The 25,363-nt window shown below is 62.6% G+C and carries 25 protein-coding genes; 21 read left to right on the top strand and 4 right to left on the bottom strand.

All coding sequences use genetic code 11. The annotated features are described in order from the left end of the window. Positions 1–6: 6 nt before the first annotated feature. The 12 genes from fleN to QQL85_RS12875 all read left to right on the top strand — a co-directional run bounded on the left by fleN (position 7) and on the right by QQL85_RS12875 (position 10,687). Positions 7–840, top strand: coding sequence for a flagellar synthesis regulator FleN (gene fleN, locus QQL85_RS12930; protein WP_284353982.1), 834 nt, complete (start codon positions 7–9; stop codon positions 838–840). Next, positions 837–1,577 (top strand): RNA polymerase sigma factor FliA, encoded by a 741-nt coding sequence (gene fliA / locus QQL85_RS12925; RefSeq protein ID WP_284353981.1) that lies wholly within the window; start codon positions 837–839, stop codon positions 1,575–1,577. The genes fleN and fliA overlap by 4 nt, the downstream gene beginning before the upstream one ends. Positions 1,578–1,684: 107 nt before the next feature. After that, entirely contained in the window at positions 1,685–2,059 is a 375-nt protein-coding gene (locus tag QQL85_RS12920; RefSeq protein WP_010955070.1) for a chemotaxis response regulator CheY, read from the top strand. Positions 2,060–2,079: 20 nt separating this feature from the next. Further along, positions 2,080–2,868 carry a protein phosphatase CheZ gene (locus QQL85_RS12915; RefSeq protein WP_016711773.1) on the top strand — a complete coding sequence of 263 codons (789 nt, stop codon included), beginning with the start codon at positions 2,080–2,082 and terminating at the stop codon, positions 2,866–2,868. A 12-nt stretch (positions 2,869–2,880) separates the two neighbouring features. Beyond that, the gene (locus QQL85_RS12910; RefSeq protein WP_284353980.1) at positions 2,881–5,103 is read left to right on the top strand and encodes a chemotaxis protein CheA; all 2,223 of its coding nucleotides are present in this window, start codon (positions 2,881–2,883) and stop codon (positions 5,101–5,103) included. A 46-nt stretch (positions 5,104–5,149) separates the two neighbouring features. Further along, positions 5,150–6,280 carry a protein-glutamate methylesterase/protein-glutamine glutaminase gene (locus QQL85_RS12905; RefSeq protein ID WP_284353979.1) on the top strand — a complete coding sequence of 377 codons (1,131 nt, stop codon included), beginning with the start codon at positions 5,150–5,152 and terminating at the stop codon, positions 6,278–6,280. Then, a complete protein-coding gene (locus QQL85_RS12900) occupies positions 6,280–7,020 on the top strand; it encodes a flagellar motor protein (RefSeq protein WP_284353978.1) in 741 nt (246 codons plus the stop codon). The genes QQL85_RS12905 and QQL85_RS12900 overlap by 1 nt, the downstream gene beginning before the upstream one ends. 3 nt (positions 7,021–7,023) lie before the next feature. After that, on the top strand, positions 7,024–7,881 hold the full coding sequence (motD, locus tag QQL85_RS12895; RefSeq protein ID WP_284353977.1) for a flagellar motor protein MotD: 858 nt from the start codon (positions 7,024–7,026) through the stop codon (positions 7,879–7,881). A gap of 207 nt (positions 7,882–8,088) precedes the next feature. Continuing rightward, on the top strand, positions 8,089–8,877 hold the full coding sequence (locus QQL85_RS12890; protein WP_284353976.1) for a ParA family protein: 789 nt from the start codon (positions 8,089–8,091) through the stop codon (positions 8,875–8,877). After that, the gene (locus QQL85_RS12885) at positions 8,877–9,770 is read left to right on the top strand and encodes a CheW domain-containing protein (RefSeq protein ID WP_284353975.1); all 894 of its coding nucleotides are present in this window, start codon (positions 8,877–8,879) and stop codon (positions 9,768–9,770) included. Before QQL85_RS12890 ends, QQL85_RS12885 begins: the two co-directional genes overlap by 1 nt. Positions 9,771–9,810: 40 nt before the next feature. Beyond that, entirely contained in the window at positions 9,811–10,290 is a 480-nt protein-coding gene (locus QQL85_RS12880) for a chemotaxis protein CheW (protein ID WP_003254393.1), read from the top strand. A gap of 1 nt (position 10,291) precedes the next feature. Then, positions 10,292–10,687 (top strand): DUF2802 domain-containing protein, encoded by a 396-nt coding sequence (locus QQL85_RS12875; RefSeq protein WP_274080892.1) that lies wholly within the window; start codon positions 10,292–10,294, stop codon positions 10,685–10,687. 45 nt (positions 10,688–10,732) lie between these two features. Here the strand turns inward: QQL85_RS12875 and QQL85_RS12870 are convergent, their stop codons facing one another. The 4 genes from QQL85_RS12870 to QQL85_RS12855 all read right to left on the bottom strand — a co-directional run bounded on the left by QQL85_RS12870 (position 10,733) and on the right by QQL85_RS12855 (position 18,282). Then, positions 10,733–13,486, bottom strand: a complete 2,754-nt coding sequence (locus tag QQL85_RS12870; protein ID WP_284353974.1) for a dermonecrotic toxin domain-containing protein — start codon at positions 13,484–13,486, stop codon at positions 10,733–10,735. 117 nt (positions 13,487–13,603) lie between these two features. Beyond that, positions 13,604–16,309 (bottom strand): dermonecrotic toxin domain-containing protein, encoded by a 2,706-nt coding sequence (locus tag QQL85_RS12865; protein ID WP_284353973.1) that lies wholly within the window; start codon positions 16,307–16,309, stop codon positions 13,604–13,606. 81 nt (positions 16,310–16,390) lie between these two features. Continuing rightward, the gene (locus QQL85_RS12860) at positions 16,391–16,729 is read right to left on the bottom strand and encodes an EscU/YscU/HrcU family type III secretion system export apparatus switch protein (protein ID WP_284353972.1); all 339 of its coding nucleotides are present in this window, start codon (positions 16,727–16,729) and stop codon (positions 16,391–16,393) included. Next, positions 16,726–18,282 (bottom strand): flagellar hook-length control protein FliK, encoded by a 1,557-nt coding sequence (locus tag QQL85_RS12855; protein ID WP_284353971.1) that lies wholly within the window; start codon positions 18,280–18,282, stop codon positions 16,726–16,728. Before QQL85_RS12855 ends, QQL85_RS12860 begins: the two co-directional genes overlap by 4 nt. Before the next feature lie 163 nt (positions 18,283–18,445). On the opposite strand from QQL85_RS12855, the gene ccmA reads away from it, so the two are divergent. The 9 genes from ccmA to ccmI are packed head-to-tail and all read left to right on the top strand — an operon-like array spanning position 18,446 to position 25,359. Next, positions 18,446–19,078, top strand: coding sequence for a cytochrome c biogenesis heme-transporting ATPase CcmA (gene ccmA, locus QQL85_RS12850; RefSeq protein WP_284353970.1), 633 nt, complete (start codon positions 18,446–18,448; stop codon positions 19,076–19,078). Continuing rightward, a complete protein-coding gene (gene ccmB / locus QQL85_RS12845; RefSeq protein WP_016711760.1) occupies positions 19,066–19,743 on the top strand; it encodes a heme exporter protein CcmB in 678 nt (225 codons plus the stop codon). The genes ccmA and ccmB overlap by 13 nt, the downstream gene beginning before the upstream one ends. Positions 19,744–19,789: 46 nt before the next feature. Beyond that, positions 19,790–20,557: a heme ABC transporter permease gene (locus QQL85_RS12840; protein WP_016711759.1), complete on the top strand. Its 768-nt coding sequence runs from the start codon at positions 19,790–19,792 to the stop codon at positions 20,555–20,557. Further along, complete coding sequence (gene ccmD, locus QQL85_RS12835) at positions 20,554–20,730, top strand: heme exporter protein CcmD (RefSeq protein WP_012273475.1); 177 nt, start codon at positions 20,554–20,556, stop codon at positions 20,728–20,730. Before QQL85_RS12840 ends, ccmD begins: the two co-directional genes overlap by 4 nt. Continuing rightward, positions 20,727–21,182 (top strand): cytochrome c maturation protein CcmE, encoded by a 456-nt coding sequence (ccmE, locus tag QQL85_RS12830; RefSeq protein ID WP_274080887.1) that lies wholly within the window; start codon positions 20,727–20,729, stop codon positions 21,180–21,182. Before ccmD ends, ccmE begins: the two co-directional genes overlap by 4 nt. Continuing rightward, on the top strand, positions 21,179–23,167 hold the full coding sequence (locus QQL85_RS12825; RefSeq protein ID WP_284353969.1) for a heme lyase CcmF/NrfE family subunit: 1,989 nt from the start codon (positions 21,179–21,181) through the stop codon (positions 23,165–23,167). Before ccmE ends, QQL85_RS12825 begins: the two co-directional genes overlap by 4 nt. Beyond that, the gene (locus QQL85_RS12820; RefSeq protein WP_284353968.1) at positions 23,164–23,700 is read left to right on the top strand and encodes a DsbE family thiol:disulfide interchange protein; all 537 of its coding nucleotides are present in this window, start codon (positions 23,164–23,166) and stop codon (positions 23,698–23,700) included. Before QQL85_RS12825 ends, QQL85_RS12820 begins: the two co-directional genes overlap by 4 nt. Further along, the gene (locus QQL85_RS12815) at positions 23,697–24,173 is read left to right on the top strand and encodes a cytochrome c-type biogenesis protein (RefSeq protein WP_284353967.1); all 477 of its coding nucleotides are present in this window, start codon (positions 23,697–23,699) and stop codon (positions 24,171–24,173) included. Before QQL85_RS12820 ends, QQL85_RS12815 begins: the two co-directional genes overlap by 4 nt. Next, positions 24,166–25,359: a c-type cytochrome biogenesis protein CcmI gene (gene ccmI / locus QQL85_RS12810; RefSeq protein WP_284353966.1), complete on the top strand. Its 1,194-nt coding sequence runs from the start codon at positions 24,166–24,168 to the stop codon at positions 25,357–25,359. The genes QQL85_RS12815 and ccmI overlap by 8 nt, the downstream gene beginning before the upstream one ends. Positions 25,360–25,363 lie beyond the last annotated feature (4 nt).

Below are 25,363 nucleotides of genomic sequence, written 5' to 3'. Positions count from 1 at the left end.
ACAGACATGGGTAGCATGCATCCCGTACAGGTGATCGCCGTGACCGGTGGCAAAGGTGGCGTCGGCAAGACTAACGTTTCAGTGAACTTGTCCCTGGCGCTGGCCGAGCTTGGCCGCAGGGTCATGCTGCTTGACGCCGACCTGGGCCTGGCCAACGTCGACGTGTTGCTGGGCCTTACCCCCAAACGTACCTTGGCCGATGTCATCGAAGGGCGCTGCGAGCTGCGTGACGTGATGCTGCAAGGCCCTGGCGGTGTGCGCATCGTGCCGGCGGCCTCGGGTACCCAGAGCATGGTGCACCTGGCCCCGGCCCAGCATGCCGGCTTGATCCAGGCGTTCAGCGAAATCGGCGACAACCTCGATGTGCTGGTGATCGACACCGCTGCGGGTATTGGTGACTCGGTGGTCAGCTTCGTTCGCGCCGCCCAGGAAGTGCTGCTGGTGGTGTGCGACGAACCGACGTCGATCACCGACGCCTACGCCCTGATCAAACTGCTGAACCGCGACTACGGCATGAATCGTTTCCGCGTGCTGGCCAACATGGCGCAGAGCCCGCAAGAAGGGCGCAACCTGTTCGCCAAGCTGACCAAGGTCACCGACCGCTTCCTTGACGTTGCCCTGCAGTATGTGGGTGCCGTTCCGTACGACGAGTGCGTGCGCAAGGCGGTGCAGAAGCAGCGCGCTGTCTACGAGGCCTTCCCTCGCTCCAAATGCGCGCTGGCCTTCAAGGCGATTGCCCAGAAGGTCGACAGCTGGCCGCTGCCGGCCAATCCGCGTGGTCACCTGGAGTTCTTCGTCGAGCGCCTGGTGCAACCCACCAGCGCGGGACCCGCGCTATGAACGCCAGCGGCTTCAAGATGTACAGCCGGGCAGCGAAAGACGCCCAGTACGAGCTGATCGAGCGCTATGCCCCGCTGGTCAAACGCATTGCCTACCACTTGCTGGCGCGGTTGCCGGCCAACGTGCAGGTCGAGGATTTGATACAGGCCGGCATGATCGGCCTGCTGGAAGTGGCCAGCAAATATGACGCCAGCAAGGGCGCCAGCTTTGAAACCTACGCCGGCATCCGCATTCGCGGGGCCATGCTGGATGAAGTGCGCAAGGGTGACTGGGCGCCGCGCTCGGTGCACCGCAACACCCGTATGGTCAGTGACGCGATGCGTGCCGTGGAGGCCAGAACAGGTCGAGACGCTAAAGATCATGAAGTTGCTGCCGAACTCCAATTGAGTCTCGATGATTATTACGCGATCTTGAACGATACCCTGGGCAGCCGTCTGTTCAGCTTTGACGACCTGTTGCAGGACGGCGAGCACGAAGGGCTGCATGAAGACGGTGCCAGTGGCCACGTCGAACCGGCGCGTGGCCTGGAGGACGAGCGCTTCCAGGCTGCCCTGACCGACGCCATTGCCAACCTGCCGGAGCGTGAGCGCCTGGTGCTGGCGCTGTACTACGACGAAGAGCTGAACCTTAAGGAAATCGGTGAGGTGCTGGGTGTCAGCGAGTCGCGGGTCAGCCAGTTGCACAGCCAGTGCGCCGCGCGTCTGCGCAGCCGTCTTGGGGAGTGGCGGGCACGTTGAGCCTGCTGTCGTTGCAGTCGTTTTCCACGTTGTACCGAATTGAATGAGTGCGTGCTCGGTAGGCCGGGCGCGTTTGAGACTGCTTGGAGGTCTAATTGGACAAGAACATGAAAATCCTCATCGTTGACGACTTTTCGACGATGCGGCGGATCATCAAGAACCTGTTGCGTGATCTGGGCTTCACCAACACCGACGAAGCCGATGACGGCACCACGGCACTGCCGATGCTGGAAAACGGCCACTACGACTTCCTGGTAACCGACTGGAACATGCCGGGTATGTCCGGCATCGACCTGCTGCGTAAAGTCCGTGCCAGCGACAAGCTGAAAAGCATGCCAGTACTGATGGTGACCGCTGAAGCCAAGCGCGACCAGATCATCGAAGCGGCCCAGGCCGGCGTCAATGGTTATGTGGTCAAGCCGTTCACCGCCCAGGTGCTCAAAGAAAAGATCGAGAAGATCTTCGAACGCGTCAACGGCTGAGTCACGTCAGGGGGCGCGCCATGGATTCATCACAAACGTCATTGGGCGAGTTCGAATCGACCCTGAAGAAACATGCCCAGGAGTTGGTCGAAAGCCTGGAGCGGGGCCGTTTTGGCGAAGCGGTGCAGCTGATTCACGAGCTGAACCAGACCCGCGACCGCGGGCTGTACCAGGAAGTCGGCAAGCTGACCCGCGAGCTGCACAGCGCCATCGTCAGTTTCCAGATCGACCCGACCATGCCGCAAGCCGAGGAGGTGTCGCAAATTACCGACGCCACCGAGCGCCTGTCGTATGTGGTCAAGCTGACCGAGGGCGCGGCCAACCGCACCATGGACTTGGTCGAGGAGAGCACCCCGGTGCTCAACGACCTGGCCAGCGAGGCCAAGGCCCTGAGCACCGACTGGCAGCGCTTCATGCGCCGCGAAGTGGCTGCGCCGGAGTTCCGTGACCTGGTCAAGCGCGTCGACAGTTTCCTGACGCACAGCGCCGAAGGTAATCGCAAGGTCGCCGGCCACCTCAATGACATTCTGCTGGCCCAGGACTATCAGGACCTGACCGGCCAGGTGATCAAGCGTGTCACCACGTTGGTGACCGAGGTAGAAAGCAACCTGCTCAAGCTGGTGCTGATGGCCAGCCAGGTCGACCGGTTTGCCGGCATAAAACATGACCACGATCAACTGCGCGCAGAAAAAGATGCAGAAAAACATCCGACTCGGGGTGAAGGTCCGCAGATTCATGCCGATAAGCGTGAAGACGTCGTGTCCGGTCAGGACGATGTCGATGATCTGCTGTCCAGTCTGGGTTTTTAAGGAGCACGTTTGATGAGCTTCGGCGCCGATGAAGAAATCCTCCAGGATTTCCTGGTAGAAGCCGGCGAAATTCTTGAGCAACTGTCCGAGCAACTGGTCGAGCTGGAAAGCCGACCTGACGATGCCGACCTGCTCAATGCGATCTTTCGCGGTTTCCACACTGTAAAAGGGGGCGCCGGCTTCCTTCAGCTGAACGAGCTGGTGGAGTGCTGCCATATCGCCGAGAACGTGTTCGACATCCTGCGCAAAGGTGAGCGCCGGGTCGACGCGGAACTGATGGACGTGGTGCTTGAGGCACTGGACACGGTCAACAGCATGTTTGGCCAGGTGCGCGAGCGCGCCGAAGTGACCCCCGCCACCCCCGAGCTGCTGGCGGCGTTGTCGCGCTTGGCCGAGCCGGGTAGCGCCGAAGCGGTTGCAGCGCCTGCTGCTGTGCCCGAGCCGGTTGCCGAGGCAGCCGCTGCGGTCCCGCTTGAAGACCAGGACATCACTGACAGCGAATTTGAACAGTTGCTCGACTCGCTCGATGCGGTCAAGGCGCAAGCAGCGGCCGACGAGCAGATGCAGGGCGAGACCGTCAGCAGCGGGGGTGACGAAATCACTGACGCCGAGTTCGAATCGCTGCTTGACCAACTCCACGGCAAAGGCCAGTTCAGCGCCGAGGTGGCTGCAGCGCCGGTAGCCGCACCTGCAGAACCGGTCAGCGATGAAATTACCGACGCCGAGTTCGAATCGCTGCTCGATCAGTTGCATGGCAAGGGTACCTTCCAGGCTGATGCCTTGCCAGCCGCCAAGGCGCCCGCCGTGGAGGAGAGCCCTGCGGCGAGCAGCGATGAAATCAGCGAGCATGAGTTCGAGGCGTTGCTGGACCAGCTGCATGGCAAGGGCAAGTTCGGTGGTGACGTTGCCGCAGTCGAAGCACCCGCCGCAGCCAAGGTGCAAGCACCTGCCGCAGCGAAGGCCGACAGCCAGCAGGTAGCCAAGCCCGCTGCTGCGCCAGCCAGCAAGCCATCGGCGGCACCGCGCGCCCCGGCCCCGGCCGCCGAAAAGCATGCGGTTAGCGAAGCGGAAACCACCGTACGCGTCGACACCGCGCGCCTGGACGAGATCATGAACATGGTCGGCGAACTGGTGCTGGTGCGTAACCGCCTCGTGCGCCTGGGCCTGAACAGCGGCGACGAGGCCATGTCCAAGGCTGTGTCCAACCTCGACGTGGTCACCGCCGACCTGCAGACCGCGGTGATGAAAACCCGTATGCAGCCGATCAAGAAAGTGTTCGGCCGCTTCCCGCGCCTGGTCCGCGACCTGGCCCGCCAGCTCAAGAAAGAGATCAACCTGGAGCTGGTCGGCGAAGAAACCGACCTGGACAAGAACCTGGTCGAGGCCTTGGCCGACCCGTTGGTGCACCTGGTGCGCAACGCTGTCGACCATGGCGTGGAAATGCCCGACGAGCGTGAAGCCTCCGGTAAAGCCCGCACGGGGCGTGTGGTGCTGTCGGCCGAACAGGAAGGCGACCACATCCTGCTGTCGATTTCTGACGACGGCAAGGGCATGGACCCGAACATCCTGCGCGCCAAGGCCGTGGAAAAGGGCCTGATGGACAAGGACGCTGCCGAGCGCCTGAGCGAGTCGGACTGCTACAACCTGATCTTCGCCCCCGGCTTCTCGACCAAGACCGAGATTTCCGACGTGTCTGGGCGTGGCGTGGGCATGGACGTGGTGAAGACCAAGATCTCCCAGCTCAACGGTTCGATCAACATCTACTCGGCCAAGGGCCAGGGTTCGAAGATCGTCATCAAGGTGCCGCTGACCCTGGCGATCATGCCGACCCTGATGGTGATGCTGGGCAACCAGGCGTTCGCTTTCCCGCTGGTCAACGTCAACGAGATCTTCCACCTCGACCTGTCGCGCACCAATGTGGTCGACGGCCAGGAAGTGGTGATCGTGCGTGACAAGGCGCTGCCGCTGTTCTACCTCAAGCGCTGGCTGGTGCAGGGCCAGGTGCACGAAGAGCAGCACGAGGGCCATGTGGTGATCCTGTCGGTCGGCACCCAGCGCATCGGCTTTGTCGTCGATCAACTGGTGGGTCAGGAAGAAGTGGTCATCAAGCCGCTGGGCAAGATGCTGCAGGGCACCCCGGGCATGTCCGGGGCCACCATCACCGGTGACGGGCGCATTGCGTTGATTCTCGACGTCCCGAGCATGCTCAAGCGTTACGCCGCGCGGCGTATTTGATTTCGGTGGCGCACCCTGGCGGGTTGCGCCGCCTAATGGAGTGTTTATGGCAGTCAAGGTCCTGGTGGTGGATGATTCCGGTTTCTTCCGCCGCCGCGTCTCGGAAATCCTCTCGGCGGATCCGACGATCCAGGTAGTGGGTACCGCGACCAACGGCAAGGAAGCAATCGACCAGGCGCTGGCGCTCAAGCCCGATGTCATCACCATGGACTACGAAATGCCCATGATGGATGGCATCACCGCGGTGCGGCACATCATGCAGCGCTGCCCGACGCCAGTGTTGATGTTCTCCTCGCTAACCCACGAGGGCGCCCGCGTCACCCTTGACGCGCTGGATGCTGGCGCGGTGGATTACCTGCCGAAAAACTTCGAGGACATCTCGCGTAACCCCGAGAAGGTCAAGCAGATGCTGTGCGAGAAGGTGCACACCCTTTCACGCAGCAACCGCCGCCTCGGCAGCTATGCCAGAACGGCACCGGTCGTCGCGCCGGCACCTGCCAGCAGCCCTGCACCCGCCAGCAGTTTCGCCAGCCCGGCGCAGGCGCGCCCGGCCTTGCCTGCGCGGGCGGCTGCCCCTTCACCTGCGGCGTCGCACTCGCCAGCCCCCAAGCGCAAGCCGTACAAGTTGGTGGCCATTGGCACCTCGACGGGTGGCCCGGTGGCCCTGCAGCGGGTGCTGACCCAGTTGCCGGCCAATTTCCCGGCACCGATCGTGCTGATCCAGCACATGCCGGCGGCGTTCACCAAGGCCTTTGCCGAGCGCCTCGACAAACTGTGTCGCATCAGCGTGAAGGAGGCCGAGGACGGCGACATGCTGCGCCCAGGCCTGGCCTTGCTGGCCCCGGGCGGCAAGCAGATGATGATCGATGGCCGTGGCACGGTGAAGATCCTGCCTGGTGATGAGCGCCTGAACTACAAACCGTGCGTGGACATCACCTTCGGTTCGGCGGCCAAGTCGTATGGCGACAAAGTGCTGTCGGTGGTGCTCACCGGCATGGGCGCCGATGGCCGCGAAGGTGCGCGCCTGCTCAAGCAGGGCGGCAGCACCGTGTGGGCCCAGGATGAAGCCAGCTGTGTGATCTATGGCATGCCCATGGCCATCGTCAAAGCCAACCTGGCCGACGCGGTGTACAGCCTGGACGAAATCGGCAAACACCTGGTGGAGGCCTGCGTCTGATGGACGTCCTCAGCCTGATCGGCCTGATCCTCGCCTTTGTCGCCATCGTCGGTGGCAACTTCCTCGAAGGCGGCCATGTCGGTGCCCTGATCAATGGCCCGGCGGGGCTGATTGTGCTGGGCGGTACCCTGGCAGCGGCCTTGCTGCAGTCGCCGCTGTCGTCCTTCAAGCGCGCCTTGCAGATTTTGCGCTGGATCCTGTTCCCGCCACGCGTCGACCTGGCGGGTGGCATAGACCGGGTGGTGAACTGGAGCCTGACGGCACGCAAGGAAGGCCTGCTGGGCCTGGAAGGGGTGGCCGATACCGAGCCCGACCCGTATGCGCGCAAAGGCCTGCAACTGCTGGTGGACGGCGCTGAGCCTGAAGCCATTCGCAGCATCCTTGAAGTCGACTTCCTGACCCAGGAAAGCCGTGATATTCAGGCTGCCAAGGTGTTCGAAAGCATGGGCGGTTACGCGCCGACCATCGGCATCATCGGTGCGGTGATGGGCCTGATTCATGTGATGGGCAACCTGGCCGACCCGTCGCAGCTGGGCAACGGCATTGCCGTGGCCTTCGTCGCCACTATCTACGGCGTGGCCAGCGCCAACCTGATCCTGCTGCCGGTCGCGAACAAGCTCAAGGCCATTGTCATGCGCCAGTCACGCTACCGCGAAATGCTGCTGGAAGGCCTGTTGTCGATTGCCGAGGGTGAAAACCCGCGCTCGATCGAGTTGAAGCTGCAAGGCTTCATGGAGTAACCCATGCGTCGCCGTCGTCATACCGAGGAACACGAAAATCACGAGCGCTGGCTGGTGTCGTACGCCGACTTCATCACCTTGCTGTTCGCGTTCTTCGTGGTGATGTACTCGATTTCCTCGATCAACGAGGGCAAGTACAAGGTCATTTCCCAAGCCCTGCTCGGGGTGTTCAACGACCCTGAGCGCAGCATGAAACCGATCCCCATTGGCGATGAACAGCCGCTGAGCGTCCGCCCGGCAGAGCCGCTGGTGAAGGAAAGCGAGCAGACCGAAGCGGGCCTGGCGCAGACCCATGTCGATCCGCTGAAAACCATCAGCGATGATGTGCGTGATGCCTTTGGCGACCTGATCAACAGCAACCAGATGACCGTGCGCGGCAACGAGTTGTGGATCGAGATCGAGCTGAACTCGTCGCTGCTGTTCGGCAGCGGCGATGCCATGCCCAGCGACAAGGCGTTCGCCATCATCGAAAAGGTGGCCAACATCCTCAAACCGTTCGCCAACCCGGTGCACGTCGAGGGCTTTACCGACAACCTGCCGATCCGCACCGCGCAGTACCCGACCAACTGGGAGCTGTCGTCGGCACGGGCGGCGAGCATCGTGCGCCTGCTGGCCATGGAAGGGGTCAACCCGGCGCGCATGGCGTCGGTCGGCTATGGCGAGTACCAGCCGGTGGCCAGCAACGACACCGCCGACGGCCGCGCGCGCAACCGCCGTGTGGTGCTGGTGATATCGCGCAACCTTGAAGTGCGCCGCAGCCTGACCGGCTCTGGCAGTGCCAATGCCACCCCGGATGCGGCATTACGGCGGGCTGGCACACAAAGTGCACCGGCAACGCCAGCAACGGTGGCGGGGCAGTAACTCGTCAATTCTCTGTCACTGTGCAATGGATTCGAGAGGTTGCCACCACCCCTGTGGGAGCGGGTTCACCCGCGAAGAAGGCGACACGGTGTATGGCACCGGCTTTGCCGGTGTTCGCGGGTAAACCCGCTCCCACAGGGATCGTGCAAGCTTTTAAATAGTTGTTTCTACAGTGTCCCTGCCAAATCAATAGATAGAGTTTGCTTGATGAGAGTCTGGGCAGTAGCCAATCAAAAAGGTGGCGTCGGCAAGACCACCACGACCATCGCCCTGGCCGGCCTGCTGGCGGAGGCCGGCAAGCGCGTGGTCGTTGTCGACCTCGACCCGCACGGCTCGATGACCAGCTATTTCGGGCATAACCCCGATGCCCTGGAGCACAGCTGCTACGACCTGTTCCTGCACAAGGGCGCAGTGCCCGAGGGCCTGCCCGGTCAGTTGCTGCTGCCTACCAGTGACGAGCGTATTTCGCTGCTGCCGTCGAGCACCGCCTTGGCAGTGCTGGAGCGCCAGTCGCCGGGGCAGAATGGCTTGGGCCTGGTGATCGCCAAGAGCTTGGCGCAGCTGTGGCAGGATTTCGACTTTGCCCTGATCGACAGCCCGCCCTTGCTTGGTGTGCTCATGGTCAACGCCCTGGCTGCCAGCCAGCAGCTGGTGATCCCGGTGCAAACAGAGTTCCTCGCGGTCAAGGGCCTGGAGCGCATGGTCGGTACCCTGGCCATGATCAACCGCTCGCGCAAGCAGGCGCTGCCGTACCAGATCGTGCCAACCCTGTTCGACCGCCGTACCCAGGCTTCGCTGGGCACGCTCAAGCAGTTGCGTGACGGCTACGGTCAGCAAGTGTGGCAAGGTTACATCCCGGTGGATACACGCCTGCGCGATGCCAGCCGCAAGGGCGTTACGCCCTCGCAGTTCGACAGCAAGAGCCGCGGGCTTGTTGCCTACCGGGCGCTGCTCAAGCACCTGCTGACCTACAAGACTGCGGCGCAGGTGGCCTGATGACCCAGCTACAGAAAACCGGCACCCGGCCGCAGCTGGCCCTGCAATCGTACCTCGATGGCCTGCTGCAGGAGGCTACCGAGGCCGAAGACCTGTTCGAGCCGCCGGCAGCGGCGGACGAGTTCGCCGAAGCGGTGCGTGAGGAGCAGGTGCGTGATGCCCGGCAGCCGGCCATGCCGGCGCCGGTTGAAACGACCGTTAACCTCCCGCCGCGACCTTTTGCCGAGCCAACGCTGGCGGTGTTGCCTGCCGTCATGCCGGTGGAAGCACCTGGGGTGACAGTGGTCGAGCAAGCGGTGGTAGCTGAGGCCAGTAATCCGGTACGGGTCGAAGAGCATGCCGTGGAGCTGGCCGTTCCGCTGGTGGATGTGCACTTGCCAGCACCGGACCTGCCAGTGCCGCCAGCCACCGTCGACGGCCGCCCGGTATGGGCCGCCGAGCCGTTCGAATGCCTGCTGTTCGACGTGGCTGGCCTGACCCTGGCGGTGCCGCTGGTGTGCCTGGGCTCGATCTACAACCTGGCCGGCCAGGAGCTGACGCCGCTGTTCGGCCAGCCCGACTGGTTTCTCGGCATCCTGACCTGCCAGGCGGGTAACCTGAAGGTGCTGGACACTGCGCGATGGGTCATGCCCGACCGTTACCGCGATGATTTTCGCCAAGGCCTGAATTATGTGATTTCCGTGCAGGGCTACGAATGGGGGCTGGCCGTGCACCAGGTCAGCCGTTCGCTGCGCCTGGACCCGTCCGAAATCAAATGGCGCAGCCAGCGTGGCCAGCGCCCGTGGCTGGCCGGCACCGTAATCGAACACATGTGTGCACTGCTCGACGTCGCCGCTTTGGCCGAGCTGATCGCCAGCGGCGCGGTCAAGCAGATGCACGCTAAACAAAAATGACCGAACACACCGCCAATGGCGGATTTTGAGGGCTAGGGGAATGAAAAAGTCGTCTGCACAAGGTTCCGAAGATCCGATCCTGCAGTGGGTTACCTTCCGTCTGGACAACGAGTCCTACGGCATCAATGTGATGCAGGTACAGGAAGTGTTGCGCTACACCGAGATCGCCCCGGTGCCGGGTGCGCCAAGCTATGTGCTGGGCATCATCAACCTGCGCGGCAACGTAGTGACAGTGATCGACACCCGCCAGCGTTTCGGCCTGATGCCGACCGAAGTCACTGACAATACCCGTATCGTCATCATCGAGGCCGACAAGCAAGTGGTCGGCATTCTGGTCGACAGCGTGGCCGAGGTGGTGTACCTGCGCCAGTCCGAAATCGAGACCGCGCCGAACGTGGGTAACGAAGAGTCGGCCAAGTTCATTCAGGGCGTGTGCAACAAGAATGGCGAATTGCTGATTCTGGTCGAGCTGGACAAGATGATGACCGAGGAAGAGTGGTCCGAGCTGGAGAATATCTGAGTTGATCCTACAGGGTGCTGTCATCTTCCTGGCGCTGTTGTGGGCGCTGAGCCTGTGGTTCTTCCTTAACTACAGCAAGCGCCAGCGTGAGCTGGCTTCGCAGCAGGCCGAAGGCGATGCGCTGCGTGACCAGCGCATCAAGGACCTGGCCAAACGTCTGGACGACTACCAGAACGGTACCGTGCGTATGGGTGAGGCGCTGCACGAGCTGAGCGTGGCGGTGGCCCCGCTGCCTGACAAGATTCAGCAGCTGGAGCAGCGCGACCCCAACAATGTCACCTTCTCCCAGGCCGCCAAGCTGGTGGGCATGGGCGCCAGTGTGGCCGAGCTGACCGAAAGCTGCGGCCTGACCCAGGCCGAGGCGGAGCTGATGAGTAAGCTGCACCGCAGCGGGTGAAGGCAGAAAGGCGACCATGATGTCGCCTTTTTTGGGGCGGTTGCTTCAGGTAGTGGCCCAGGAATGCATGCCGCCCACGCTGGCCACGCGGGACAGTGGCAGGCGCTGGAGCTGTAGCGCCTTGAAAGCGTCCAGGTCAACGTACAGGAAGCTGTTGATGCGCGGCATCATGTACAGGTTGTGAAGCTGCCGCAGGCAATAGAGGTCTGGCAGCACCCGGTCTACCACGGCATTGAGCATTCCCGGGCCGCTCAGCTCGCTGAGCCGGTTGGCGTAGCGATAGAAGCCAGCGGGGTCATCTGCCAGTGTGGGACGTACCTGGTAGAAATCCGCATTGGCCAGATAGCGGGCATGCATTTCTTCGGAAATGGCCAGCAGTGTCGGGTTGCCGGCGTGGCTGCCGATCATGCTGGTGTTGAACTGCGTGTTCATGCCCAGCTTCTCGTTTTGCATGGGTGGGTGTAACAGCAGCCCGTCATCGGTGGCGACCAATTCTACGGTATCGATAGCCGCAGTGCCATGAGCGGCACTGGCAGCCGCACCCAGCAGTTGGTCATCAACATCCATGTATAACCCGCCTTCGGCATGCAGCATCGGGTAGCGCAATACATCCGATGCTGAGGAGAAGTTGGTGGCTACACCGCCATTGCCATCGATTGCCGCTTGATACTGGGCAAAGTACTGGCTGTGTTCGAAGGCGGTGAAGAAAGGCTGGTCTTCCAGTGTTAATACCTGCATCCCGGGCACTCTTGCCTCTAGCGTGCGTAGGTTTTCCGCAAAGGCCTCGGGGTTTGCTTTTGACAGGAATAGCCGATATCGATACGCACTGTCGCGTAGTTTTAGTGCGTTGGCCGCCAGTGTGCCAAGCAGCTCGTCGCTGAGCGTTTTATTGCCGACCCAAAGCGATGAAATCAGCTTGGGGATCGGATGAGCACCTGGCGGGACGGGCGCTGGTAAATGTACGGGAAGCTGCACATCGATACCCAGCGCTCGCAGGGATGACATGCGCATCTGGTCTGTTACATGGCGCCCTTCGGGGTTGACGATGCGCATGTTGCCGGTACCGGGCTCGGCTTCGTAGTAAGCCGGCTCTACCTCATTGGTACCTTCCTCGGTGATGAACAAATCGGCTTCCATGTCGTAAACCAGGTCGAGCATTTCCGGATAGTCGGGAGTCTCTTCGTAGTAGCCGATCAGTTGGTCCACATCGCCGTCGTACCGAGGAAAGCGCCTTACCGAGTTGGCAACGACGGCATCAGCGTCCGCCAGGGGCGCTATGCGCACCGGGCGGTGAAAATAGGGGGCTACTTCCACCTCCGGCAAATGGGGCGGGCTTACGGGACTCAGGGGGTATCCCCATTGATCATTGATTTTGCGCGGGAGAACGAAGCCGTCTTCCTGATAGCGAAACAGTGCAGTGCTTTTGATCATGGCCTCAGCGGCCAAGGGGGTTGCATTCAAAAGCCCATAAGCGATATCGCCCAGCCCTTGCTGTTTTTCGCTCAAGGTTTTCCCGTTGATGGCCTGGTCAAGGCCAAGCGCAAGCTGCGCTATACCGCCCAGCGCAAGCAGTGGGGCCAGGCCCGGCACCACGAATGTTAGCGGCGCTACAAGGGTGAGGGTGCTGTTCAGGTAGCTGGCCCATCTGGATTTTGTTATTTGCGCATTGCTGGTAATGAGGAAATCGGCATCGTCGTAACAGCGTTGGCGCTGACGCTCGGCCATGGCCTGGAACAGGTCGCCGGTAATACGTGGGTTGTACTTGCCGGGACGGTAATTGATGTAGGTGCGCGGCGGCCATGTACCGTCGTCGTTGAAAAAGCCGTGCTCGGGTGGCAGGCGATGGCTGCGCGGGTAAACGCCCAAGCCTTCCAGTGCTGTATCCAGGCCACTGAAGTCTATTCCCTGTGGGCCGTCGGCCAGGCGGAAGTGTTGCTTGAGTGCCTGGCGCCCGGCGGCGTCCTTGCACGTTTTGCCAACCCAGTCTTTCAGCAGGTTTTCGCTGGCGAACGCCAGCAGTGGCGAACTGTTGCCCGGCGCGTAGAGCAGGGTCAGGTCGGTCTTGGTGTCGTTGATGTACAGCAGGTCGGTGGCGGCATAGCCGTAGATGCTCAGCGTGCTCAGGCGTAAACCTTCGCCACGCGGGATCAGGTCGGCTGCCCGCCAGGCCAGCTTGCGTGCGGCGTCGCTCAGGCTGCCCTCTGCGACCTGTTTGTTGCAGGCAGCGATGAAGTTGAGTTTGCAGCACAGTCGGTAGTCTGAAAGGTGTTGATGCCAGTAAGTGTCGAGTGATGCCTTGTAACCTGAGTGGAAGTCCATTGCCTCTATATGGCGTTGCAAGGTTTCGGCGCGGACGTCGAGCAGCGTCGAGTGATCGTAACGGGCGGGTGTGGTACGCCTGAACAGGCCATTGAACACCGCGTACCAGGCGCCGTTGTCGTAAATGGGCTGTGGGGGAAAGTGGTCGACCAGCGTGATCGGGCCGTTGCCCGGCAACGTACCGGCCCAGGGTTGTCTGAACAACCCGCCGAAGAAGTCGTTGTTGGATTCGCCTTGCCAGTTCATCAGCACCGCTTGGGTGAGGCTGACGCGCTGTACGACTTTGGCCTGGTAACTGGCGATGCCATCAGGGTGAACGTGCAACGTGACGACATCGATCAGGTCTGGGTCCAGGTGTACCCCTTGGGTGGCAAGCCAAGCCGCAATTGCGCGCTTGGCCTCGCGGTCGGGGCGGGGAAGGGTGGCGAGGTGGTTGCGTACGAACTGCACGCCAGCCGTATTGATGTGCGTGGTGGCCATGTCGGTCTCCGTGGGTTGGGAAAACCACAGCATCGACCGGTTGATCGGCAGGGGGGCGGTAGATAGTGCTGGCGTTATGGCTCCGTCAAGCGGGCGACGCAAGTCGCCCAGCAGGTGTCAGGCTTTGCTCCACGAGTGGTAGTTGCCGATCTCCACGACGTAACTCAGCGCCTGATCGCTGTGCCTCGCGTTGAAAAGGGGAAAGGTCAAGTCTCCTGTGACGAAGCCAGGATCGTTAAGAGGCGTTGATTCCAGGTTGCTGATCTGTCGCAGAATACGCAGCCTGGGCAGTTGCTGATCAACCACATCAGTGAACACGCCAGGTCCGGTCATGTTGCTCAACTCCTGGGCATACGCCTCGAACCCGGCACTGCCGCGTAGAGGCCGGGTGTCGTAGAACGTCAGGTTGCCGAGAAAGCGCTGGTGCATCGCTTCAGAAATCAGGCTCAGGGTCGGGTTGCCCGCATGGCTGCCGATGATGTTGGTGTTGTACGCGCAATGCATGCCCAGCAGTTCATTGTTCACCGGACCACCCAGTACAAGGCCGTCAGGCGTAGTGGCCAAGGGGGTTGAGTCGATCACCGCATAGGCCTGTGGATTGTCACCCAAGGTGCGCAAGGTGTCGTCGATGTCCATATAGACGCCACCCTCTGATCGAAGGAGTGGGTAGCGGAGTATGTCGCACGCCGACGCGAAGTTTGCACCCGGTGCATCAAGCGCCTGTTCATATTGTTGAAAGTGCCCAGTGGCCTTGAAGTTATCAAAGAAGGGCTGCTCTTCCAGTGGGAGCACATGCAGCCGAGGGGCTTTTCCGGTCAGCCTTGCGTAGTTGCTCTTGAATACTTTCGGATTGGCCTTCGACAGGTACAGTCGGTAAGCGAAACGGGTGTGTTCCAGGCGTTTTGCGTTTGTGGCAACGGTGTCCAGCAGTTCATCGGGGATGCTTTTGTCGCCGACCCAGATGCTGAGGATTTGCTTGGGAATTGGCCGTACTTCGGCGCTGTTCACCGTGGGGATAGTGATGGGCAGCTCTATGTCCACACCCAATGCGCGCAACGTGTCCATGCGCATCTGGTTTGTCACTGGGCGGTTGGTCAGGTCAATTGCAGTCAAGCCGTGACGGTTGTCAGTGACTTGATAATAGGTTGGCAATACCTCGTTGGCATCCGACTCCAGGATGAACGCATCGTGTTCAGTGTCATACAGTACTTTGACTTCTTTTCCATCGTTGATCGCCAGCAGCGGATGGGTGCCTGTTGCCCGATTCAACGCGCCTCTGATGATTCGCGTGGTCGGCACGGCGGGCTGAGGGGGTGAAAAGTAGTCGGATATTGACGCTTCAGGTAACCGGGGTGGGCTGTTGGGGCTCAGTGGGTAGCCCCATTGATCATTCAGTCGCGTGGGCATGACGAAGCGCGAACTTTTGCCCGGGAAGCGCATTCTCGGGCGGGTTTCTGGCAGGGTGGCCAAGGGCGTGGCATTGAGCAGGCCGAAAACGATGTTGCTCACGCCAGCGTCGTTGTCTTCAAGGGTTTTGCCGTTGATTGCCTGATCGAGCCCCAGGCCAAACTGTGCTACACCGCCGATAGCCAGCAGGGGTACGAGTTCGGGAACTATGAGGGCCAGAGGCGCCAGCAGGTTGAGCGACGTTACCAGGTAGCCACGCCAGCGGGCCTTGGTCACCTGCGCGTCGCTGGTGATCAGAAAGTCGGCATCGTCGTAGCAGCGTTGGCGCATTCGCTCGGCCATGGCCTGGAAAAGATCGCCGGTAATGCGTGGGTTGTACTTGCCTGGGCGGTAGTTGACGTAAGTACGCGGTGGCCATGTACCGTCGTTGTTGAAAAAGCCGTGTTCGGGTGGCAGGCGATGGCTGCGCGGATAAACACCCAGGCCTTCCAAGGCGGTATCCAGGCCACTGAAGTCTATTCCCTGTGGGCCGTCGGCCAAGCGGAAGTGTTGCTTGAGTGCCTGGCGCCCGGCGGCGTCCTTGCACGTTTTGCCAACCCAGTCTTTCAACAGGTCTTCGCTGGCGAACTCCAGTAGCGGTGAACTGTTGCCGGGGGCGTAGAGCAGGGTCAAGCCACTGCCGGCGTCGTTGATGTAAAGCAGGTCGGTGGCGGCATAGCCGTAGATGCTCAGCGTGCTAAGGCGTAGCCCCTTGCCCTGAGGAATCAGTTCGGCCGCGCGCCAGGCCAGCATGCGAGCGGCATCACTCAGGCTGCCTTCGTTGACTTGCTTGTTGCAGGCTGCGATGAAGTTGAGTTTGCAGCTCAAGCGATAGTCAGCAAGTTGCTCGCGCCAGTAGGTATCGAGTGTCGCCTTGTAGAGGGTGTGAAAGTCCAGCGCTTCTATGTGGCTTTGCAAGGCTTCGGCGCGGATGTCGAGCAGTGTCGAGTGATCGTAACGGGCGGGTGTGCTGCGCTTGAACAGGCCATTGAACACCGCGTACCAGGCGCCGTTGTCGTAAATGGGCTGTGGGGGAAAGTGGTCGACCAGTGTGATCGGGCCATCGTCCGGCAACGTGCCGGCCCAGGGTTGTCTGAACAGCCCGCCGAAGAAGTCGTTGTTGGATTCACCTTGCCAGTTCATCAGCACCGCTTGGGTGAGGCTGACGCGCTGTACGACTTTGGCCTGGTAACTGGCGATGCCATCAGGGTGAACATGCAGCGTGACGACATCGATCAGGTCTGGGTCCAGGTGTACCCCTTGGGTGGCAAGCCAGGCAGCAATTGCGCGCTTGGCCTCGCGGTCGGGGCGGGGAAGGGTGGCGAGGTGGTTGCGTACGAACTGCACGCCAGCCGCATTGATGTGCGTGGTGGCCATGTCGGTCTCCGTGGGTTGGGAAAACCACAGCATCGACCGGCTGATTGGCAGGGGAGTGGTAAATAGTGCTGGCCCTATGGCTCAGCCTGGCGGGCCAGGCAGGCGCGCAAGCACCTCTGTCACGTCACGTTCGCCTGTCGGTGAATCGTCGAAGCCGTACGGGACTTTGCCGCGAAGTTGCCAGGCAAACGCGATGATTTCGGCGATGGTCAGGTACAAGGCCTCCGGGATCTGCTCACCCAGCTCCAGGCGCGCCAGCAGGCGCACCAGCTCGGCATTTTCGTAGATTGGCACCTCGTGTTCGCGGGCCAGGGCCAGGATAGCTTCGGCCAAGGCATCGTCACCCTTGGCGCTGAGGGTGGGGGCCTGCTGGCCGTCGTAGCTCAGGGCAATGGCCTGGCGTGTGTGCTTCTGGCTCATGCGTTTTCATCCACCCAACGTTGTTCTACCCGCGTGCGCGGGCCTTGTGGCGGCGTGCCAGGGTGGCACTCCAGGTCACCGACGTCCAGGCCACGTGCCAGCAGGCGCTCGCGCAGGGCGCCGAGCTGGGTGTCGATCAGCCTGGCGGTTTGCTCACGCTCTGCCCACAGTTGCCCGCTCAGGCGGCCTTGGCTCAGTTGTGCCTGTACCTGCACGGGGCCGAGTGGCGACAGGTCGAAGGCCAGCTCGATGCGCCAAAGGGCTTGCAGCGGGTCTTGTGCTTCATGCTGGCGGTCGGCCTGCTGCTGCGGGGTTTCTTCGCGTTGCAGTTTGACCTGCAACGGGATGAATTCCTGGCCGTGGCGGATCGGCACTTCGGTTTGCCAGGTGGTCTGCAGGGTGCCGTTTTCCAGCGTTCCGGTCTGTTGCAGGCTGCTCATGGCATGGCTTTGCAGGCGCGAAATTGCCGCAGCGGCAAGGCGCAGCAGTTGTTGCAGGTCGCCTTCGTCTTCCAGGGCCTTGAGCAGGCGCGAGGGCAGCGGGAACGCCCCCGGCTGCGGCCTGGGGCTGACCCGTTCGAGCATGCCCAGCGCACTGCGGGCCAGTGCCGGCATGGTCACGGCCAGGCTGGCTGGTGCAAGGTTGGCCGTGCCGGACGGCGTGGTCGAAGCCTGGGCGACCAGCCGCAACAAATGCGCCTTCAGATCGGTGGCGACGCTGGCAGGAAAGCCACCCAGCAGTTTCGCTTCAAGGAAAGCGCCACTGTTGTTCAAGGCCTGGGCAACCGCTTTCGCATCGCCCAGCTGGCGCGCGTCTGGCAGGCTGACCAACAGGCGTTCGGCGCTGGCGCGCAGGTCGCCATCGATGCCAGGGTCTCGGGTCATCTGTTGCAGGGCGTTGAGCAGGCCGGGCAACGAGGCTTGGCGGTTTTGCTGGGTTAGCAGCTGCTGGGCGATGTTGAGCTGGTCCTGCCTGCCACTGAGAGGCACGAAACGCAGTGACTGGTCACCCTGCACCAGCGCGCTGAGCAGGCTGCCGATAGCCAGCGGGCGCGGGCTGTCCACGGTCAGGGTGGCACCGGCCTGGGCGCTGTTGAGCAGGCTGATCAGCGCCCGGTAGGCCGCAGGCTGGCCAGCGGCCTGGGGCAGTAGCTGGTTGGTCATGACCTTGCCTTGCAGCAGGGTGCCGACGGGCACCTTGCTGGTGTCCAGGCGGGTGAGGGTGGCGACCTGGCTGGCGCTGGCCTGCTGCAGCATGATCGCCAGATGATTGCTTTCGGTCTGGCTGACGGTGATCTGGCTACCTTGGGGCAGGGGCTGGCTGGCACTGGCCTGCAGTTGGGTCTGAAGGCCGTTGGCCTGCATCAGCCGTAGCACCAGCTGAAAGTCGCTGCCCACCTGCCGCATCGCAACCACTTCGGCCTGTGCGGTCTCGCCAGGGGCCATCAAGCCAGGCTGCGGTTGCGTCAGGCGCAGCAGTTCGCCGGTCATACCGGCCTTCATGGCTTGGGTATTGACTGCGGTTTGTGCAGCGAGACTATTGATTTCAGTCATGATTGTATACAACCTGTCGAACCCGGCCTCTTGGCAGCGCGGCGGCGCGTGTAATAATGCCGAGCGCCCGTGGTTGCCAGTATAACGGCAGCGCTGGGGGCGACTTGAGACACAGGGCTTCAGGCGACGCCGCACTGAAGCCCTACAAAGATAAGGCGAAACCGTGACCCTTCACCTCCAAGCCGCAGGCCTGGCCTGCGAGCGCGACTGGCGCCTGTTGTTCGAGCAGCTCGATTTCGAGCTGGGTGCTGGCGATATGCTGCAGATCAGCGGCCCCAACGGCAGTGGCAAGACCAGCCTGCTGCGCCTGCTGGCCGGGCTGATGCAGCCGACGGCCGGGCAGATACTGCTGGGCGGCAAGCCTCTGGCCGAGCAGCGCCATGCCCTGGCCAGCATCCTGTTGTGGATCGGCCACGCCGCCGGCATCAAGGACCTGCTCACCGCCGAAGAAAACCTCACCTGGCTGTGCGCCCTGCACCAGCCTGCCAGCCGTGAGGCGATCTGGGCGGCGCTGGAGGCCATTGGCCTGCGTGGTTTCGAAGACGTACCCTGCCATACCCTGTCCGCCGGCCAACAGCGGCGCGTGGCCTTGGCCCGGTTGCACCTGGCCTGCCCGCCGCTATGGATTCTTGACGAGCCGTTCACGGCCCTGGACAAGCAGGGCGTGGCACAGCTGGAAGCACACCTGGCGGCCCATTGCGAACAGGGTGGCACAGTGGTGCTGACCACCCACCACACGCTGGAACGCAAGCCCTCCGGTTACCGTGAACTGAACCTGGGGCAATGGGCGGCATGAGCGTATTCGTCTTGTTGTTGCGCCGCGAAGCGCGCCTGCTGTTCCGCCGTCCGGCCGAGCTGGCCAACCCGCTGGTGTTCTTCGCCATCGTCGTGGCGTTGTTCCCGTTGGCGGTTGGCCCGGAAAGCCAATTGTTGCAAACCTTGTCGCCTGGCCTGGTCTGGGTAGCGGCATTGCTGGCGGTACTGTTGTCGCTGGACGGCCTGTTCCGCAGCGATTTCGAAGACGGCTCTCTGGAGCAATGGGTGCTGTCGCCGCACCCACTGGCGCTGCTGGTGCTGGCCAAGGTGCTGGCGCACTGGATCTTTTCCGGGCTGGCGCTGGTATTGTTGGCGCCGCTGCTGGCGCTGATGTTGGGGCTGCCGAGCCATTGCCTGCCGGTGCTGCTTGGCTCGCTGCTGCTGGGTACGCCGGTACTGAGCCTTCTGGGTGCGGTGGGTGCGGCGCTGACGGTCGGCCTCAAGCGCGGTGGTTTGTTACTGGCGTTGCTGATTCTGCCGTTGTATATCCCTGTATTGATCCTGGGCAGTGGTGCGTTGCAAGCGGCGTTGCAAAATATGCCGGCAACCGGCCACCTGCTCTGGCTCGCCAGCCTCACGGCCCTGGCCGTGACCCTGGCACCCTTTGCGATAGCGGCCGGCCTGAAGATCAGCGTTGGCGAATAACGAGTCCCGGGCTTTCAAGCCCGGCCAATACCCTGGATGTACCCTGATGAAAATAAGCTGGACGTGGTTCCACAAGCTGGGCTCCCCCAAATGGTTCTATGCCATCAGCGGCCGCATGCTGCCATGGCTGGCCGGTGCTGCCGTGCTCCTGCTGCTGGTCGGCATCACCTGGGGCCTGGCCTTCGCCCCTCAGGACTACCAGCAGGGCAACAGCTTCCGCATCATCTACATTCATGTGCCGGCGGCAATGTTGGCGCAGTCCTGCTATGTGCTGCTGGCGGTGGCCGGGGTGGTGGGGCTGGTGTGGAAAATGAAAATCGCCGATGTCGCCTTGCAATGTGCCGCGCCGATCGGTGCCTGGATGACCGCCGTGGCGCTGGTCACTGGCGCGATCTGGGGCAAGCCGACCTGGGGTAGCTGGTGGGTGTGGGATGCCCGCCTTACGTCCATGCTCATCCTGCTGTTCCTGTACTTCGGCATTATTGCGTTGGGCCAGGCGATCAGTAATCGTGACAGTGCGGCCAAGGCCTGCGCGGTGCTGGCGATTGTCGGCGTGGTGAACATCCCGATCATCAAGTACTCGGTGGAGTGGTGGAACACCCTGCACCAGGGCGCCACCTTCACCCTGACCGAAAAACCGGCGATGCCCGCAGAAATGTGGCTGCCGTTGCTGTGCACGGCGCTGGGTTTCTACTGCTTCTTCGGCGCCGTGCTGCTGTTGCGCATGCGCCTTGAAGTGCTCAAGCGCGAGGCGCGCGCCAGTTGGGTCAAGGACGAAGTGTTGAACAGCCTGGGGCGGAGGGCCGCACAATGAGTTTTGCCACCTTCGGTGATTTTCTCGCCATGGGCCACCATGGCCTGTATGTGTGGTCGGCCTATGGTATCTGCCTGGCGGTGCTGGCGCTGAATGTCGCCGCGCCGCTGCTGGCCCGCCGTCGCTACCTGCAAGAAGAGGCGCGCCGTTTGCGCCGGGAGAACAACCAGTGAATCCGCAGCGCAAGAAACGCCTGTTGCTCATCGTCGGCCTGCTGGTCGGCGTCGGGGTTGCCGTCGGCTTTGCCTTGAGCGCACTGCAGCAAAACATCAACCTGTTCTACACGCCCACTCAGATCGCCAACGGCGAAGCGCCGCTGGACACCCGCATCCGTGCCGGCGGCATGGTCGAGAAGGGCTCGGTGCAGCGCTCGTCCGACTCGCTGGACGTACGCTTCGTGGTCACCGACTTCAACAAGTCGGTGCCGATCACCTACCGCGGCATCCTGCCCGACCTGTTCCGTGAAGGGCAGGGCATTGTCGCGCTGGGCAAGGTCAACGCCGAAGGCGTGGTAGTGGCCGATGAAGTGCTGGCCAAGCACGACGAGAAGTACATGCCGCCCGAGGTCACCAAGGCCCTGAAGGAAAGCGGCCAGGCCGCCACGGGCGGGGAGGCCAAGCCATGAATGCTGCGCTGGTAATCCCTGAACTTGGCCAGTTGGCGATGATCCTGGCCATCTGCTTTGCCACCGTGCAGGCCAGCGTGCCGCTGCTCGGCGCCTGGCGTGGCGACAGCCTGTGGATGAGCTTGGCGCGGCCGGCGGCGTGGGGGCAATTCGCCTTCCTGGCCTTTGCCTTCGCCTGTTTGACCCATGCCTTCATGACCGACAACTTCTCGGTCGCCTACGTCGCCAGCAACTCCAACAGCGCCTTGCCCTGGTACTACAAGTTCAGCGCCGTGTGGGGCGCCCACGAAGGTTCCTTGCTGCTGTGGGCGTTGATTCTCGGCGGCTGGACCTTTGCCGTGTCGGTGTTCTCGCGGCAGTTGCCGCAGGTAATGCTGGCCCGCGTGCTGGCGGTGATGGGCATGATCAGCGTGGGCTTTCTGAGCTTCCTGATCATCACCTCCAACCCCTTCCAGCGCCTGTTGCCACAAGTGCCGACCGATGGTCGCGACCTCAACCCGTTGCTGCAGGACTTTGGCCTGATCGTTCACCCGCCTATGCTTTATATGGGTTATGTGGGGTTCTCGGTGGCCTTCGCCTTCGCCATCGCCGCCTTGCTCGGCGGTCGCCTGGACGCCGCCTGGGCGCGTTGGTCGCGGCCGTGGACCATCGTCGCCTGGGCCTTCCTGGGCGTGGGCATCACCCTGGGCTCGTGGTGGGCCTACTACGAACTGGGCTGGGGTGGCTGGTGGTTCTGGGACCCGGTGGAAAACGCCTCGTTCATGCCCTGGCTGGTGGGCACGGCACTGATCCACTCGCTGGCGGTAACCGAGAAGCGCGGGGTGTTCAAGAGTTGGACCGTGCTGCTGGCCATTGCCGCGTTCTCGCTGAGCCTGCTGGGTACCTTCCTGGTGCGTTCTGGTGTGCTGACCTCGGTGCATGCGTTTGCCGCTGACCCGTCGCGGGGCATTTTCATCCTGTTCTTCCTGCTGTTCGTGGTCGGTGGTTCGCTCACCCTGTTCGCCCTGCGCGCACCGGTGGTCAAGAGCCAGGTCGGCTTCGCCCTGTGGTCGCGCGAGACGCTGCTGCTGGCCAACAACTTGGTGCTGGTGGTGGCGGCGTCGATGATTCTGCTCGGCACCCTTTACCCGCTGGTGCTCGATGCCCTCACCGGGGCGAAGCTGTCGGTCGGCCCGCCGTACTTCGATGCCTTGTTCCTGCCGCTGATGGCGCTGCTGATGGTGGTGCTGAGCGTGGGCGTGGTGGTGCGCTGGAAGGACACCCCGGGCAAATGGCTGGCCAGCATGATGACCCCGGTGCTGATCGGCAGCGCCATCCTGGCTCCGGTTGCCGGCTTTATCGTCGATGACTTCGACTGGCCCACCCTGACCGCCTTCGCCTTGGCCGCCTGGGTGGTGCTTGGCGGGCTGCGCGACATCCTCGACAAGACCCGCCACAAGGGCCTGCTCAAGGGCTTGCCCGGCCTGGGCCGCAGCTACTGGGGCATGCAGCTGGCGCACCTGGGCCTGGCGGTGTGCGCGCTGGGCGTGGTGCTGTCGAGCAACAACAGTGCCGAACGCGACCTGCGCATGGCCCCGGGTGAAAGCGTGGAGCTGGGCGGTTATCACTTCCTGTTCCAAGGGGCCAAGCACTTTGAAGGCCCCAACTTCATCTCCGACAAGGGCTCCGTAGTGGTCAGCCGTGATGGCCGTGAAATCACCACCCTGCACCCGGAGAAGCGCCTGTACACCGTGCAGCAGTCGATGATGACCGAAGCCGGCATCGATGCAGGCTTTACCCGCGACCTGTACGTCGCCCTGGGCGAACCGCTGGAGAACGGTGCCTGGGCCGTGCGCGTACATATCAAGCCTTATGTCCGCTGGATCTGGCTGGGCGGTCTGCTGACTGGCCTGGGCGGGTTGCTGGCGGCCCTCGACCGGCGCTACCGCGTCAAGGTCAAGACCCGGGTGCGTGATGCCCTGGGCGTGTCTGGAGCAGCTGCATGAAGCGTTGGATCATGGTAGTCCCCCTGGCAGTGTTCCTGCTGGTGGCGGTGTTCCTCTACAAAGGGCTGTTCCTCAAGCCCGATGAGCTGCCCTCGGCAATGATCGGCAAACCCTTCCCGGCGTTCTCGCTGGCCTCGACCCAGGGTGATCGTACCCTGACCCAGGCCGACTTGCAGGGCCGTCCGGCACTGGTCAACGTGTGGGCCACCTGGTGCCCGTCGTGCAAGGTCGAGCACCTGTACCTGAACCAGCTGGCCCAGCAGGGCGTGGTAATTCACGGGGTCAACTACAAGGACGACAATGCCGCCGCGCAAAAATGGCTGGCCGAGTTCCACAACCCTTATCAGCTGGATATCCGCGACGAGCAGGGCAGCCTGGGCCTGGACCTGGGCGTGTACGGCGCGCCGGAAACCTTCCTGATCGACGCCAAGGGCATCATCCGCTACAAGCATGTGGGCATTGTCGATGCCACCGTTTGGCGCGAACAGCTGGCCCCGCTTTACCAGGGCCTGGTCGATGAGGCCAAGCCATGAGGCGTTGGCTGGCAGCTGCCGTGCTGGGCATGTGCCTGGCCGGCGTGGCCAAGGCGGCCATCGACACCTACCAGTTCCGAGACGAGGCCGAGCGCGAGCGCTATCAGCAACTGACCAAGGAACTGCGCTGCCCCAAGTGTCAGAACCAGGACATTGCTGATTCCAACGCACCGATTGCCGCCGACCTGCGCCGGGAAATCTTCCGCATGCTCGGCGAGGGCAAGAGCAACCAGCAGATCGTCGACTTCATGGTCGACCGCTATGGTGACTTCGTGCGCTACAAGCCGGCGCTCAGCGGGCGCACCTGGCTGTTGTGGTTTGGCCCGGGAATCTTGCTGGCGGGTGGTTTCGTGGTACTGGCAGTGATCGTGCGCCGGCGCCGCAGTACGGCTGTGCAGGGCGGCAATGAATTGTCTGCCGAAGAACGCGAGCGTCTCGCCAAACTGCTGGAAAAAGAACAGACCCATGATTGAATTCTGGCTTAGCGCGGGCCTGCTGCTGCTCGCTGCCCTCAGTTTTTTGCTGATCCCTATCCTGCGTGGCCGTCGTCGCCAGCAGGAAGAAGACCGCACCGCCCTGAACGTGGCCCTGTACCAGGAACGCGTTGCCGAACTGGCCGCCCAGCAGGCTGCGGGCGTGCTTGATGAGGCGCAGATGAGCAAGGGCCGTGACGAGGCTGCCCGCGAGTTGCTGGCCGATACCGAAGGCGCCGAGGCACCACGCCAAGGCCATCTGGGCAAGGCCCTGCCGCTGCTGGCGGCTGTGCTGGTACCGCTGATGGCGCTGGGGCTGTACCTGCATTTTGGTTCGGCCGACAAGGTGGCCTTGACCCAGGAATTCGCCGAGGCGCCGAAGTCGATGGAAGAAATGACCACGCGCCTGGAGCGCGTGGTGCAGGCCCAGCCGGATTCGGCCGAAGCCATGTACTTCCTGGGCCGTGCTTACATGGCCGAGCAGCGCCCGGCTGATGCGGCGCGCACCTTCGAGCGGGCCGTGGCCCTGGCAGGCCGCCAGCCCGAGCTGTTGGGGCAATGGGCTCAGGCCCTGTATTTTGCTGCCGACAAACAGTGGAATCCGCAGTTGCAGGCACTGACTGACGAAGCCTTGAAGGCCGACCCCAACGAAGTGACCAGCCTGGGCCTGCGCGGCATTGCTGCCTTCGAAGGTGAGCGTTACCAGGAAGCCATCGACTACTGGAAGCGCCTGCTGGCGCAGTTGCCGGAAGGTGACGCATCGCGTGATGCCCTGCAGGGCGGTATCGACCGCGCCGTCGAGCGCCTGGGTGGTGCTGTGGCAGAAGCAGCGCCCACCCCCGCGTCGGCTCGTCTGAAAGTGCGGGTGGAGCTGGCGGCGGCGCTGAAGGACAAGGTCAAGCCGGACGACACCGTGTTCATCTTCGCCCGCGCCAGCAATGGCCCGCCCATGCCGCTGGCGGCCAAGCGGGTGACGGTGGCGCAGTTGCCGATCGAGGTGGAGTTGTCCGATGCTGACGCAATGATGCCGCAGATGAAACTGTCGCAATTTGCCGAAGTCCAACTGGTTGCACGTGTCTCGCGCGCTGGCCAGCCTACCCATGGCGAGTGGATTGGTCAGGGCGCACCGCTGCCCAGCGCCACCCAGGCTACCCAGCGCCTGACCATCGACAGCCCCGACCAGTAAGAGA

Source organism: Pseudomonas putida (assembly GCF_030159595.1).
In the GTDB taxonomy this organism is placed as follows: domain Bacteria; phylum Pseudomonadota; class Gammaproteobacteria; order Pseudomonadales; family Pseudomonadaceae; genus Aquipseudomonas; species Aquipseudomonas putida_AC.
Note: the sequence above shows the minus strand (reverse complement) of the source record. Positions and strands in the feature narration are given on the sequence as shown.

Coding starts and splice junctions, on each gene's coding strand:
- QQL85_RS12840 (WP_016711759.1), top strand. CDS start 19,790: ATGAAAATAAGCTGGACGTGGTTCCACAAGCTGGGCTCCCCCAAATGG.
- fleN (WP_284353982.1), top strand. CDS start 7: ATGGGTAGCATGCATCCCGTACAGGTGATCGCCGTGACCGGTGGCAAA.
- QQL85_RS12910 (WP_284353980.1), top strand. CDS start 2,881: ATGAGCTTCGGCGCCGATGAAGAAATCCTCCAGGATTTCCTGGTAGAA.
- QQL85_RS12905 (WP_284353979.1), top strand. CDS start 5,150: ATGGCAGTCAAGGTCCTGGTGGTGGATGATTCCGGTTTCTTCCGCCGC.
- ccmI (WP_284353966.1), top strand. CDS start 24,166: ATGATTGAATTCTGGCTTAGCGCGGGCCTGCTGCTGCTCGCTGCCCTC.
- QQL85_RS12820 (WP_284353968.1), top strand. CDS start 23,164: ATGAAGCGTTGGATCATGGTAGTCCCCCTGGCAGTGTTCCTGCTGGTG.
- QQL85_RS12890 (WP_284353976.1), top strand. CDS start 8,089: ATGAGAGTCTGGGCAGTAGCCAATCAAAAAGGTGGCGTCGGCAAGACC.
- QQL85_RS12860 (WP_284353972.1), bottom strand. CDS start 16,729: ATGAGCCAGAAGCACACACGCCAGGCCATTGCCCTGAGCTACGACGGC.
- QQL85_RS12865 (WP_284353973.1), bottom strand. CDS start 16,309: ATGGCCACCACGCACATCAATGCGGCTGGCGTGCAGTTCGTACGCAAC.
- QQL85_RS12870 (WP_284353974.1), bottom strand. CDS start 13,486: ATGGCCACCACGCACATCAATACGGCTGGCGTGCAGTTCGTACGCAAC.
- QQL85_RS12825 (WP_284353969.1), top strand. CDS start 21,179: ATGAATGCTGCGCTGGTAATCCCTGAACTTGGCCAGTTGGCGATGATC.
- QQL85_RS12915 (WP_016711773.1), top strand. CDS start 2,080: ATGGATTCATCACAAACGTCATTGGGCGAGTTCGAATCGACCCTGAAG.
- QQL85_RS12880 (WP_003254393.1), top strand. CDS start 9,811: ATGAAAAAGTCGTCTGCACAAGGTTCCGAAGATCCGATCCTGCAGTGG.
- fliA (WP_284353981.1), top strand. CDS start 837: ATGAACGCCAGCGGCTTCAAGATGTACAGCCGGGCAGCGAAAGACGCC.
- ccmD (WP_012273475.1), top strand. CDS start 20,554: ATGAGTTTTGCCACCTTCGGTGATTTTCTCGCCATGGGCCACCATGGC.
- QQL85_RS12855 (WP_284353971.1), bottom strand. CDS start 18,282: ATGACTGAAATCAATAGTCTCGCTGCACAAACCGCAGTCAATACCCAA.
- QQL85_RS12815 (WP_284353967.1), top strand. CDS start 23,697: ATGAGGCGTTGGCTGGCAGCTGCCGTGCTGGGCATGTGCCTGGCCGGC.
- QQL85_RS12920 (WP_010955070.1), top strand. CDS start 1,685: ATGAAAATCCTCATCGTTGACGACTTTTCGACGATGCGGCGGATCATC.
- ccmB (WP_016711760.1), top strand. CDS start 19,066: ATGGGCGGCATGAGCGTATTCGTCTTGTTGTTGCGCCGCGAAGCGCGC.
- QQL85_RS12885 (WP_284353975.1), top strand. CDS start 8,877: ATGACCCAGCTACAGAAAACCGGCACCCGGCCGCAGCTGGCCCTGCAA.
- motD (WP_284353977.1), top strand. CDS start 7,024: ATGCGTCGCCGTCGTCATACCGAGGAACACGAAAATCACGAGCGCTGG.
- QQL85_RS12900 (WP_284353978.1), top strand. CDS start 6,280: ATGGACGTCCTCAGCCTGATCGGCCTGATCCTCGCCTTTGTCGCCATC.